This window comes from Klebsiella sp. RHBSTW-00215, from assembly GCF_014103785.1.
GTDB lineage: Bacteria > Pseudomonadota > Gammaproteobacteria > Enterobacterales > Enterobacteriaceae > Klebsiella.
Window position 1 is genome coordinate 1 of the sequence record NZ_JABXQS010000002.1, and the last position, 13,300, is coordinate 13,300.

Annotated in this window: 9 protein-coding genes and 1 pseudogene; 5 read left to right on the forward strand and 5 right to left on the reverse strand. The window is 45.0% G+C overall.

Annotated features, from left to right (window positions below; translation table 11 throughout):
- Nucleotides 1–1,011, forward strand: a complete 1,011-nt coding sequence (locus HV127_RS29300; RefSeq protein ID WP_004182030.1) for a RepB family plasmid replication initiator protein — start codon at nucleotides 1–3, stop codon at nucleotides 1,009–1,011.
- Between the two features lie 717 nt (nucleotides 1,012–1,728).
- Here HV127_RS29300 and HV127_RS29305 read toward each other — a convergent pair.
- Nucleotides 1,729–2,469, reverse strand: a complete 741-nt coding sequence (locus tag HV127_RS29305; RefSeq protein ID WP_001515717.1) for a tyrosine-type recombinase/integrase — start codon at nucleotides 2,467–2,469, stop codon at nucleotides 1,729–1,731.
- 1,143 nt (nucleotides 2,470–3,612) lie between these two features.
- Between HV127_RS29305 and HV127_RS29310 the strand changes: the two genes are divergently transcribed.
- Nucleotides 3,613–4,560, forward strand: coding sequence for a sensor domain-containing diguanylate cyclase (locus HV127_RS29310; protein WP_004182028.1), 948 nt, complete (start codon nucleotides 3,613–3,615; stop codon nucleotides 4,558–4,560).
- A gap of 26 nt (nucleotides 4,561–4,586) precedes the next feature.
- Here the strand turns inward: HV127_RS29310 and HV127_RS29315 are convergent, their stop codons facing one another.
- Entirely contained in the window at nucleotides 4,587–4,898 is a 312-nt protein-coding gene (locus tag HV127_RS29315) for an EAL domain-containing protein (protein ID WP_071527918.1), read from the reverse strand.
- Nucleotides 4,899–4,917: 19 nt separating this feature from the next.
- On the opposite strand from HV127_RS29315, the gene HV127_RS29320 reads away from it, so the two are divergent.
- Nucleotides 4,918–5,886, forward strand: coding sequence for an IS5-like element IS903B family transposase (locus HV127_RS29320; RefSeq protein ID WP_068814619.1), 969 nt, complete (start codon nucleotides 4,918–4,920; stop codon nucleotides 5,884–5,886).
- A 672-nt stretch (nucleotides 5,887–6,558) separates the two neighbouring features.
- On the opposite strand, the gene HV127_RS29325 is transcribed toward HV127_RS29320, so the two are convergent.
- The gene (locus HV127_RS29325; protein WP_004197688.1) at nucleotides 6,559–6,816 is read right to left on the reverse strand and encodes a hypothetical protein; all 258 of its coding nucleotides are present in this window, start codon (nucleotides 6,814–6,816) and stop codon (nucleotides 6,559–6,561) included.
- Between the two features lie 640 nt (nucleotides 6,817–7,456).
- On the opposite strand from HV127_RS29325, the pseudogene HV127_RS31895 reads away from it, so the two are divergent.
- Nucleotides 7,457–7,972, forward strand: a pseudogene (locus HV127_RS31895) (CSS-motif domain-containing protein); the annotation flags it as partial.
- 63 nt (nucleotides 7,973–8,035) lie between these two features.
- Nucleotides 8,036–8,872, forward strand: coding sequence for an EAL domain-containing protein (locus HV127_RS31900; protein WP_228727544.1), 837 nt, complete (start codon nucleotides 8,036–8,038; stop codon nucleotides 8,870–8,872).
- Nucleotides 8,873–9,854: 982 nt separating this feature from the next.
- Here the strand turns inward: HV127_RS31900 and HV127_RS29335 are convergent.
- Together HV127_RS29335 and betT are read right to left on the reverse strand one after the other, a co-directional pair.
- Nucleotides 9,855–11,132, reverse strand: coding sequence for a DUF2254 domain-containing protein (locus HV127_RS29335; RefSeq protein WP_004152070.1), 1,278 nt, complete (start codon nucleotides 11,130–11,132; stop codon nucleotides 9,855–9,857).
- A gap of 62 nt (nucleotides 11,133–11,194) precedes the next feature.
- The gene (gene betT / locus HV127_RS29340; RefSeq protein ID WP_182240924.1) at nucleotides 11,195–13,192 is read right to left on the reverse strand and encodes a choline BCCT transporter BetT; all 1,998 of its coding nucleotides are present in this window, start codon (nucleotides 13,190–13,192) and stop codon (nucleotides 11,195–11,197) included.
- Nucleotides 13,193–13,300: the final 108 nt, after the last annotated feature.

Sequence of the window (13,300 nt, forward strand, 5' to 3'; positions counted from 1 at the left end):
ATGACGAGCGAAAATAACAGCTTACTTCTGAACCTTCAGGAAGTTGATAAGACAACCGGCGAAGTTGTTAAGCTGGATGTCAACAGCACCAGTACCGTGCAGCCAGTAGCGCTCATGAGACTCGGTCTCTTCGTCCCAACTCTGAAATCAACAGGGAAGAGCAAGGCGAACCGGAAAAACGTTACAGACGCGACTGAGGAGCTTGTACAGCTGTCCATTGCCAAAAGCGAAGGGTACACTGACGTTAAGATCACCGGTTCGCGTCTTGATATGGACACGGATTTTAAAGTCTGGCTGGGGATAATTCGCTCCATGTCGGAGTATGGGGTAAAAAGTGACACCCTGGAACTGTCGTTCGTCGAATTCGTTAAGATGTGCGGATTTGACTCCCGTCGTTCAAACAAAAAAATGCGCGATCGCATCAGTAATTCCCTGTTTAAACTCGCCTCGGTTACGTTGAAGTTCCAGAGCGAGACCAAAGGATGGACCACCCATCTGGTGCAGTCAGCCTATTATGACATCAACGAGGATATCGTTGAGATCAAGGCTGAACCTAAGCTGTTTGAGCTTTACCACATGGACAGAAGGGTACTGCTGCGGCTGAAAGCCATTGACGCCCTGCAGCGCAAGGAATCAGCCCAGGCGCTTTATACCTACATCGAAAGTCTTCCCCAGAATCCTGCACCTATTTCCATGAAACGGATGCGTGAGCGGCTGAATCTCACCTCAAATGTCTATACGCAGAACCACACGGTGCGTAAGGCGATGGAGCAGCTGCGGGATATTGGTTATCTGGATTACACCGAGTTTAAACGTGGCCGAGCCACCTATTTCAGCGTGCATTATCGCAACCCCAAACTCATCAGTGGCCCTGTGAAGGTTCCGCGCAATGAGGAAGAAGAGAAGGCGCCAGAGCAAAATTATGACGAAGTCATTAAGGCGCTGAAGGCTGCGGGCATCGATCCTCTTAAACTGGCTGAAGCCCTCTCAGCGATGAAGCCAGAAAATTGACTGCGATATGCATATCATGACTGCCGTATGCCGCTAAGGACATTCCATTGACTGTGATATGCATCACGCATACCGCAGTCAATATTTATTCTCTATCATGTCTGCCCGGATCGAACAATATTGACTGTAATATGTGATTTCGGGTCTTGATACGCAGATATTGACTACGGCATGCGGGTTTAACGGGGGTATTCCCTGGTCTGTTCACTATTTCATGGGTGATAACATGCCACAGTCAATTTTTCAGTAAAGCTCTATACCCCTTACGAAGATCTCAATCGGATGCTGAGACGGTCATGTTACCTGATGGTATCCGTTCCCCTGTGTACTGCAGATTTAGCCCGGCAGGATGAGACTGCAGCTGTTTGTATAACCCGGCGCCAGCTTCACGCTGCTAAATGCGATCAGGAAACGGGAGCCGGATGGCAGAAAAATGTGGGCCACAGATGGTCAATGACTGTCGCAGTTAACGGGATGATTCGCTGAGCTTTCAGGAAATAACGCACCGTGGGATGCACGGCCAGAATGCCTGCATTGTGCCCTGTCTTGTCTGCGGTATGTTGATGCCTGCAGGATTGCAGGTCACCGGGTAAGACCACGGCGGTTCAGTCATCAGCATGATGGACTGGTGTGCTGGAGCAGGGAGGGGGCTGAATGCGCTCTGCTCCTGTATTCCGTATTAGCGGAATACAGGACGTCATGCCAGGCGTGCCAATCTCAGCCGGCCGGGGGCAGGGAGCGAAGGATCTCCGCGGCATCGCGACCGTCACCGGTAAAGGGAACGGCCAGGGTGGCAGCCATGTCCAGCGCAAATACCCGGGTATAGACTTCCATCGAGCGCGGATCCTTATGCCCGGCCAGTGCCTGGATGACCTTCCTGGGCTGCCGGTGATAAAGCATGTGCATAATATAGCTGTGACGGAAAGTATGCGGCGTCACGGGGATCGAAAAATGCACGCCGTCAGCTTCAGCCCGCTTCACCGCCTGTTTCAGCCAGTTGCGCATTGTCTCATCCGTGACCGGCCATAACGGCTCACGCCGGCGGGGGCGGGTGGTGACCATCCAGCTTTCCATCTGACGCACAAAACTGGCATCCGTCAGCGGCACCAGTCGCACTTCATCTTTTGGTGGCCGCCCGCGCCGCGCGCGCACTTTCTCCGACAGCACCCTAACAAACGGGCGCAGACCATCCAGGTCGAACGATTCCGGGGTGAGCGTCCGGGCTTCACCGATACGGATCCCGGTATTCCACATGGTGGCGAACAACATGTGGTGACGCTGGTCAGGCATATACCAGAGGAGGGCGCTCACTTCCGGCGCCAGGAGGTAAGCCGGCGTGGCACCTGTTGAGGTGGCCATCCGCCGGAGTGCCACCGCGGTCGCAAAATCAACGCCCGGGGCGATCGGCAGCAGGGAGACGCGTTCTGGTGAATTCTGCAGGGGAATGATGCTGTTCATGAGTTATTTTTCACGTAGCGCACGCACTGTTTATGGATACAGGTATTTTGCACCTGACGGGCCGATCCTGCCATGACAATAAATCGCAGCGCGCGGATCCTTTTGTTGTCTTATCCCGCATTATTGCGGGTAAAACCAAATACGTAAAGGATCCTTTTTCTGCTCAGATCCTCCATGAAGCCAGTAATGACGCGGGTTGATGGCTGTTTTACGGTTTTTGGGAGAATTGGAGTAATGCCAGGATGTACATGTTAGGCAGGAAACAGAAGAGAAGAGAGCGCTACGCGATTTCCGGCCTGGTACACCCCTGTAACCTTGCGGGATTTCGCGTAACGCTTTCATAAGTTTACAACAGAAGAGAAAAGATAATTGCTGAAAAATGAAGTCCGTAAGTTAAATAAAAAATCATGATCCGTCCGGCACTATGTACTTAGCTGTCGTTTAGGTCTTAGGTGTTTTTGCTAAATTACGATGGTATCCCTTGTAAGAGTAATCTGGCTTGTCCTGCACATCTTCAGGTGACAATTCAGTGCAATTTCAGGGATTAATCCTTTTGTCGTCTGCAGAATCTCTCTATAAACGGGCTGTTTGTTGGTTCGCCAGAAGGAAAAAATTTAGCGTCGCGCAGATTCAGGCTGTGTTGAACTTTTCTGTTCTGTATCAACAGTTCCTGTCTTAAGCTGATACAATATACCCTCAGTAGAAAATATTGGATAAGGAAACTATGTACCTTCCTGGACAATTTTCTTGAACCTTTCATGCCGTCTCGTCTTGTTCAGATTCAGAACTGCCATACGTTTCTTCAGCCACTGGTTTTCATAAGAAACCATGAAGATCAAGCATTAATGTCTTTACATTTATTTGAACAGATGCGCTTTAATTGTGCCACAAAAAATAAGTCATTGTAAGTTATGGCGATTTTTAATATACAAATCATTATGCATTCTGAATACATGGAAGTGTATAATGAGCGCTTCAGGTCACAGATGATTAGATGTAACAGTTCACTATTCATCATGATTTATTGGAAACTTGTTAAGTTTTATATGATTATGAGATATTGGGATTATTGAGTTCCAGGACAATTCTGATAAGATAGCGATAACCAACACTACCCTGCAATAACCACTCAAGATGAAAATTATGACAAACCATAAAGAAGAGAACAGGTTATTATCATTATATTCTATGGGGATCCTTGATACAAAATATGAAGAACGATTTGACAGATTGACGAGGATTGCCACCAAACTCTTTGATGTACCAATAGCACTTGTTTCATTAATTGATAGAGACAGGCAATGGTTTAAGTCATGTTATGGGCTGAAGATAAAAGAGACAGATAGAAGTGATTCATTTTGTACAATAGCAGTAGATCTTAGTGAACCATTAATAGTGCCCGATGCAAGCCTTGATCCAAGATTCAAAGAAAATAAATTAGTTAAAAATGATCCTTATATCCGGTTTTATGCAGGGCATCCCGTAAGACTGCCAGATGGTGAGATAGCTGGAACAATATGTATTATTGATACAGAACCAAGAGTATTAACCAGAGATGACTTCTTATTGCTTAAAGATTTAGCAGAAATCGTAGAGGATGAGTTTAGAATAATAAACGAAGCAACTACTGATCCTTTGACAGGTATATGTAACCGGCGTTCTTTCGCCCTAATGACGGATGAATCGTTAAGAAAAGCCAAAAAAAAGAAAAAAACATTCTGTGTTCTGATCATAGATCTCGATAATTTTAAACCAATCAATGATAACTTCGGTCATTCAGAAGGTAATGAAGTACTTTGCAATTTTGCAGATATGCTGGAAGATCTTAGTAGTTCAAAAAGCGTTGTTGCAAGATTAGGAGGTGATGAATTTGGTGTTCTATTACCCGAGTCAACCTATAAAGAAGCAGAAGAATTCCTTCATAAATTGAGGGCCGGGATTACCAGCTACAATCTTAATTCTCAAAAAAAATACAACATAGATTTTTCTGCAGGGATTATTGAATATGATGAGGAAATTCATACTGAATGCTCTGCTATCATGCAGGATGCAGACGAAAGAATGTATGAAATTAAAAAGGGAAAACGATAGTATATGAAAAAATAGGACATACAGCCCTATTTTTTTTGGCCCCTCAAAAAATCAATCAGTTGATCACCTGACAAAGGCTTCGAATAATAATAACCTTGAAATTCATCGCAATTCATATTTTTTAGCAATTCAAACTGTTCATTATTTTCCACACCTTCTGCGACTATACCTAAACTGAAAGCTTTTCCAAGAGACACTATGCTTCTTACAATAGATAAGTCCCGTGCAACGTGGGCAATACCACTAATGAATGTTCTGTCTAACTTAATCGCATCAAATGGAAATTCTCTTAGATAGTTGAGAGAGGAATATCCAGTCCCAAAATGGCTTTGTTGAATAAATCGAACTTTTGCTGAGTTGAAGGATCAGATCACGTATCTTCCCGACAACGCAGACCGTTCCGTGGCAAAGCAAAAGTTCAAAATCACCAACTGGCCCACCTACAATAAAGCCCTCATCAACCGTGGCTCCATAACTTTCTGGCTGGATGATGAAGCTATTCAGGCCTGGTATGAGTCAGCAACACCTTCTTCACGAGGCAGACCTCAGCGCTATTCTGACCTTGCCATCACGACTGTGCTGGTCATTAAACGCGTATTCAGGCTGACCCTGCGCGCTGCGCAGGGCTTTATTGATTCCATTTTTTCTCTGATGAACGTTCCGCTACGCTGCCCGGATTACAGCTGTGTCAGCAGGCAGGCAAAGTCGGTTAATGTCAGTTTCAAAACGCCCACCCGGGGTGAAATCGCACACCTGGTAATTGATTCCACCGGGCTGAAGGTCTTCGGTGAAGGCGAGTGGAAAGTCAAAAAGCATGGCCAGGAACGCCGCCGTATCTGGCGTAAGCTGCATCTCGCCGTTGACAGTAAAACACATGAAATCATCTGCGCTGACCTGTCGCTGAACAATGTGACGGACTCAGAAGCCTTCCCGGGTCTTATCCGGCAGACTCACAGAAAAATCAGGGCAGCATCGGCAGACGGCGCTTACGACACCCGGCTCTGTCACGATGAACTGCGGCGTAAGAAAATCAGCGCGCTTATCCCACCCCGAAAAGGTGCGGGTTACTGGCCCGGTGAATATGCAGACCGTAACCGTGCAGTGGCTAATCAGCAAATGACCGGGAGTAATGCGCGGTGGAAATGGACAACAGATTACAACCGTCGCTCGATAGCGGAAACGGCGATGTACCGGGTAAAACAGCTGTTCGGGGGTTCACTGACGCTGCGTGACTACGATGGTCAGGTTGCGGAGGCTATGGCCCTGGTACGAGCGCTGAACAAAATGACGAAAGCAGGTATGCCTGAAAGCGTGCGTATTGCCTGAAAACACAACCCGCTACGGGGGAGACTTACCCGAAATCTGATTTATTCAACAAAGCCTATAAAAGAAATAAAGAAAAAGATGAAACTGGCTAGCACATATGAGTTGTATCAATTCGCGTATATGTTAAAATCACTCACGGACTCGACCTAATCTCCTTTTTTAATTGTTAACACAGGTATTTTTATGTTATTGTATGTTGTTTTGTCTATTTCGCTGGTTTTATTATATGGGATGATAATAAAATATAAAGTGAAGTCAAGGAAATCACAGGGTACTGTAAAAAAGCCTATGGCAATCAGAAATAATAGAAATCTAAAGTAGATTCAAAGAGAATAGCTTTCGGGTATAAATGTAGTTATTCCGTCTTCAGTAAGTTAATGATAAATGCTTTACTCTACCTGATGTTATACAGGACGAGTTTTTCTCACTTTTATCTAATGTGTATATTGTTTTTTCTTTATATCTAAAACTGAAGTCATTGATTCCAGACAGGGCGCGATGACGGTAGTTATCCCGCCTTGTCATCGCACAAGAATACTGAAACTCTACGGCCAATCCGACTGACCAGAATAATCAGAATTATTATTGCACAACAAATTTCATTTTCCTCACGTCAGTGATTCCGGCGGGCGTTAAGTAAAAACGGAGATGTTCTGCCAAATAATTTATGATTTAATGTAGCTCTATATTATTTTTCCCGGAAATTAGTTGCAACAGATATATTCTGTCTTTCTCAATGAGAGCTGGAAATGTATCGCCAGCAGCTGCCAGCAGAGACCATACTTCCAGGATAGCATAGGCCTTTGTATATTCAAGTGCGAAACCTAACCCTTCCAGAGAACCTGCTCTGCGAATATGTTCACATATTGCATTTTCACATACCCGTGTTAAGGCTTCATAACTGAGCGAAAAATCATATTTTTTATCCATCTTAAGCTATCTTCACCCAAATGCAGATATCCGGTTACACGTTGCAATGCGTAACATTATCAATAATAACCCGATTATAACATGAATTTTCGTTTTGTAATGCCGATGTCACACAACATTTTACTCTTTTTTTTTCAAAAAAGAGTGTCTTTATTTTGGTGTACACCTTAGTGTGCGATCGCCCAGCAAGAAATGAATATTCGTTCTATACTAGTGGGTAAAAAACCGCATTACATGCATCGCTTAAAAGTTGCACCATGCATCTGGAGCCTTCACGAGGCTATTAATAACGCATGAATTATCTCTGTAAATCATAACCAGTATCTATCCGAACCATGTCACATTATTTGATTCATACCCGGGATGAGTAAGGCAAGAATAGGTATACTGGAATAGTATGTTCAGTGCCAGCTAATCGGTCAGTGAAGTTGGCGAAAATATAGCTTTATATCTTTTCAATTTGAGGGGAGATCTGCATGGTTAGTCGTAAGCTGGAACGTTTGATTAGCCCTGGAAAGTGGATACATAATCTATCAGTCCTCTCTTTATCGATTCTTTCAGCTGGTATATTTTTTTTGTATTATCTGAGAGCGTATCTTACCTGATTTTTCGGGATAAAATTAAAGACTATACTTCCGATGTGCTTGTTCGCTCTGAATCGCTCCTGGTTCAGACTGAATCTGTCAAGACTGCTGCAAAGTCACATTTGAATATAGGAGACAGTCCATGTACTAATGAAAATATCCTACATCTTCGGGTTGTAGTATGGCCCTATCCGTTGATTAAAGATGTTGGCTACATCATAAAAGGAGAATTAGCCTGTAGTGCTCTGTGGGGGAGTTTACGTCCCACCTTAAGTCTGGAACATTTTGATAAAAAATGGACTTCGCGGGAAGGAGTGTGGCTTTTTGGTATTAAGCTTATGGATGATATATCCGTCAATGGATATATTTCTGAAGGTATTATGGTGACCCTATCACCATTTGTCTTCAGACGATTCGAAACTGATATGTATTCAAAAAACTTTAGCGCTGTTGTCGGAAATAGTAAGCATGACAGGCATTACTTCAATATAGGACCTGATGCTCCTCTTCTTGATCGGCATGATAGCGTTCCACTAAGGTTTAGAGTGTTTAGGGCATGTAGCCTACATTATGATCTCTGTGTTGCAGGAGGTGGGTATTTTACGGGGATATTTTCAGAGCACTGGAGCATACAAATGTTATTAGTAACAGTGTCACTACTTTCCGGTTTAATGATTTATATTATCATTATGAACAGAGCAGAACTCAATAGTTCACTATCTGCAAGGTTTGTAAAGGCTTTGAAAAATGAAGCCCTGTCGCTGGTCTATCAACCTATTTACAGAATTGAAGACGGACAGATCTGCGGATTTGAGGCCTTGCTCAGATGGAAAGATGAAAGACTCGGGAATATTAGCCCTGAAGTATTTATACCGCTTTCTGAAAGGGAAGGGTTGCAGGAGGATGTGACTTTATTCGTCATTAACCATGCTATCCGAGAATTTATCCATACTGCTATTCAGAATGAAATATTTTTGAGCGTAAACATTAATCCAAGCGATCTTGATTCAGAAAAATTCAGGGATAAACTACTAGGATTAATTTCTGAATATAACATCCCATATAAAACAATCCTTCTTGAAATTACGGAGCGTCAAGGAGGGGATTTTGAAGGTACGAAAATTCACATTGATAAATATAAAAATCATGGTGTCAGGTTTGCCATCGATGACTTTGGGACAGGATATTCTAATCTTAATCTGGTAACTGCGCTTGATGTAGATGAAATAAAAATAGACAAATCGCTAACTAGTGCTATTGGTACTGAATCTTTACGATATGATCTTCTTCCCGGACTGCATGAGATGTTCCGCTCCATTGCAGATAAGATTGTGTTTGAGGGTGTAGAGACTCAGGAGCAGGTGAACTATCTGAAGACGTTCTGGCCACAGAGTTATGCTCAGGGCTGGTATTACTCCAGAGCGCTTCCGCTGGAAGAAGCGAGAAAACTTACCATCCGGGAATTGAACTGACCGGCACTTTCAGCGCAAACACTCAGCAATTGCTTGCCGATCAGCTGGTAGAAATTGAAGGGCAGTGTAATCACCTGCTGCTGGCGCAGGGGAAAGCGTTACTGAAAAGTCGTTCTGAACTGCTTAAATAACAGAGAAACCAGGATGTGATTTGATGCAAAACACGGAACAGCGAATGTAATATTTACTGAGATGAGCGAGCTTTGTCTCATAGTACAGAGGAGTCGGGGCTGCCAGTATCCGGTAGACAGCATTATTCGTCTGCAACATAACTCTGCTGGTTGCTGCGGATAACTACTCAGCGCCTTCCAGAGATGGCATTGATGAAAGTAGTAGAAAAAACCTGGAATCTTTGAAGATGTGTCCCTACCTCAGGGGGCTGGAGTGCCATCTGGCCCTAATTCAGCACAGTGCTGCAGATATGTGTTATGTACAAGTAGACACTGTCTTGAAAATCAGAAGTCGTTGAGGGTTGAATGCAATTCCAATATTTGCTTCAGCAGATAACGAGGACCGCTATCTATTGCATCTAGTGAATAGGAAGCCGTTTCCATTTTTCTCTAAAGCAACTGGTGTTGACATCCTGAATTCCTTCAAATGTCTGATATTCCTTTTTTCAAAGCACTAGAAAAATACCCGAAAGCTGTTAATCTAATACATTGACTGACCATACAGTACAGCGTTATTTTGTTGGGTTTACTTCACGTACTTTTTATTGTCGGATACTGTTGGGAAAAGACACAAAGAAGCAAGCCATTAAGCGGAATACTGCGTAGGGTTAGAATATACAATTAACTTTTCCGTGATAGGACTAGTGATAACAATATTTCCAGCATGGGCTGACAGGAGTATAGATGGAACTGCTCTCCATAGGTTAATACATCTCGCAATTAACACGCCCGCATATGCCACAAAACTGACGCCCATTCTCGGAATTTTTTTTGCCATTATCTTTCCTGCGGCCTAATTACTTTCCCCACAACTATGGTTTTTTATTAGAGTCTTCACCACTAAATAAATTATAATAAATTGATTTTATTAGACATCTGTCAGAATCTATATGGTCAGCACGTATTGCATGCTCTAATGTTTCAAATGCTAAATTATGCGCGGCCTCAGAAAATATCCCAGGCCAACCCTTACTCAGCATAGACAGTCCTTTAAGGACTCTTATCTGTATCTCCCTCATACCGGCACCATCGCGCGCGACAGGTGAGAAAAAGTCTTCCAGTAGATCGTTATTCTGAAGTGGTGCAACATGAACTGAAGGATATTTCACTTCTATTTCATCAGATTTATTCTGCGCGTAAGTGGAAAGTATACGAACACCTCTGCCAATGACATCAATGGCGGTTCCAGGATCGTTCACTGCGGGGGAAAGTGCCCGGCAGGCTATTTCGGCCATGACGCTAAGACAAAATCGGGGATCCTGAGCAAATGAACGTACATCCGAGACAATAATCGTCTCAAGTAAATCGGCGCTGATTGATGACTCCTGGCCTTGACTCAGGTACAAAACGGGCATGGATGGATGGATGAAACTGCCTGGCTGCGCCACGAGGTATACATGACGGGGATCATTGGTCAGCAGCTTGCTAAGTTTCACCATATTAATATATTCAACATAGCCAATCTTCTTCGGATAAACTGCAACCGTTCCTTTCGGCTGTTCATTGTTCTCAAGCCATGGATATCCGCCGAGACAGGGATTTCTTGCTCTCGCAATAAATGTTTCGATGGCCGCCTGTTCTACTTTTGCCGTTGTCTCACCTACCCTTCCCAGAGAGGTCAAATGCTGTATCCAGCGAAGCAATGTGATGAGGATTAAGGCAATGACAACCAGTGTGACAATGAATAAAATGACTCTCCCCCTTTCTCCATAAGCTCCCATACTGAGGGCAATAATCCCTACCAGACTGAAGAGAAAAGAACCGATGAAGGTGGCCAGTACATTTTGTGTGGTTACGTCTTCAACAACTAAACGCGTAGCTCTGGGAGTCACATTAGTAGTGGCTGAACCGTAGGCTGTGACCATGATACTCAACGAAAAAGTGGTCACTGCCAGCATACTCGATGCCAGTATGTTCAGAATGTTATCGACTGCTTCCGCACCAACCTTCACGGAAACCGACTCAGGTATCATTGATTTAAAAAGAATTGATAAAAGGGCCGTTATTATCGCGACAATGGCGAATAACGTTGCCCTGAACCATAGCTTTTTAACTGTCTGCTTCAGAATCCATTTCCAGCGTGAAATCATTCTGCATTCCTCATATTGCGGCCGGGATAAATAATTGCCGCCCCCAGGACGGCATGTTGCTATTAACGAACGAGGTGCAGGAAGTGCAGATGTTTTTCGTACTGGTCCAGTATGTCATTAATCAGCTGCTCCTGGTTCCAGCCCATCACATCATAATTTTGACCGCCTTCTTTGAGATATACCTCAGCGCGATAATATCTATGTTGTTCAGTCTGCTGCTCATTATTATCCATCGCGGCGAGCGCGAAGGTCGGTGAGCTATACCCGCGAAGCCTCACTTCATATATAAAATTCAGCTCGTTACCCAAATCGACTTCAAGACGAATACGATCCTCGACTGCGTCACTGATGTGGCTTATCGTCCCCTGCTTGTTCAGCTCTTCCTGAACCAGCGTCATGGCGGGCTGGATGACGTCGTCCATAAAACGTTTCACAAGAGATCGCTTCGGCAGATACGCGATATTGCGTAACCTTCTCTGCCAGGGAATTGGGTTACGTGCAGCCGTAGGAGCAATTGTCGCCATGCTCAGGCTTTCACGCTTGGTCAAATCCCGGCGCAAAGCTTTTAAAAGTCCGTATATGGATATCAGTAAGATCACTGAGAAAGGCAATGCACTCGCTATTGTCACTGTTTGCAGCGCACTTAGCCCTCCGGCAAGGAGAAGCGCAATTGCGACAATGCCCATGAGCGAGGCCCAAAATATTCGCTGCCAGACGGGTGTGTTTGCCACTCCACCTGTTGCCAGAGTATCAACTACCATTGCCCCCGAGTCAGCAGACGTGACAAAGAAGACGATGACCATCGCCATTGCGATGAATGACAGCACGGAAGAGAACGGGAAATGCTCCAGGAAATTAAACAGGGCCAGCGCCACATCCTGCTGAACAGTATTGGCGAGGTCTGTGGCCCCCTGGTTCATAATGAGATAGATCGCGCTGTTACCAAACACTGTCATCCACATTAGCGTAAAACCCGCGGGAACAAACAGCACGCCGGTGACAAACTCGCGAATGGTTCGCCCGCGGGAGACCCGTGCGATGAACATCCCCACAAACGGCGACCATGAAAGCCACCATCCCCAGTACAGTAATGTCCAGCCCCCCAGCCAGTTGCTCGACTTAGGCTCATACGCGTAAAGGTTGAACGTTTTACTCACCAGTTCCGAAAGATAACCGCCCGTATTTTCCACAAATGACTTCAGCAGAAGCACGGTTGGTCCCAGACACAGGACCAGCGCCAGGAGCAACAACGCCAGACCCAGATTGAGCTCAGACAGGATACGTATTCCCTTATCCAGGCCGGACACCACTGAAATCGTCGCTAACCCCGTGATGACCACGATCAGAATAACCTGCACCGTTTCATTGATGGGCACCCCGAAAAGATGGTTCAAACCGGCATTCACCTGCAAAACACCATAACCCAGCGAGGTCGCAACGCCAAAGACCGTGCCGATAACAGCGAAAATATCAACCGCATGACCTACAGGCCCGTATATGCGATCGCCGATAATGGGATAGAGTGCGGAGCGCAGGGTTAACGGCAGACCGTGACGGTAACTGAAGAACGCCAGAATCAGCGCCACAATGGCATAAATTGCCCATGCGTGCAGTCCCCAGTGGAAGAAGGTCAGACGCATTGCTTCCTTGGCTGCCGCAACGGTTTCTGGCGTGCCAACGGGAGGCGAAAGATAATGCATTACAGGTTCGGCAACGCCAAAGAACATCAGGCCGATCCCCATCCCTGCCGAAAAAAGCATCGCAAACCAGGAATGGTAGCTGAAATCAGGCTGCGCATGGTCCGGGCCCAGCTTGATATCACCGTAGCGTGAGAGTCCAAGGAACGTGACACTTAGTAAAATCAGGGCCACAGCAAGGATGTAGAACCAGCTGGCATTCGTGAAGATTTGTTGCTGTAGTAGTTTAAAATTTTTGTCGGCGACATCCGGGAATACGGCGGCAAAGGCGACAAGAAGGAAAATTAGCAAAGCAGATGTAAAGAATACCGCTTTGTTAATCTGGCTTGTAGACTTCTTCGGGATTGTATCATTATCACTCATAATCATTTATTCCATTAATTAAATCCGCACTGGATAGACGGTACTACCTTTCACAGAGTAGCAAAGTTCAACTGGCTATGCGGCGTTAATCGGAACGCATGGTGTAAT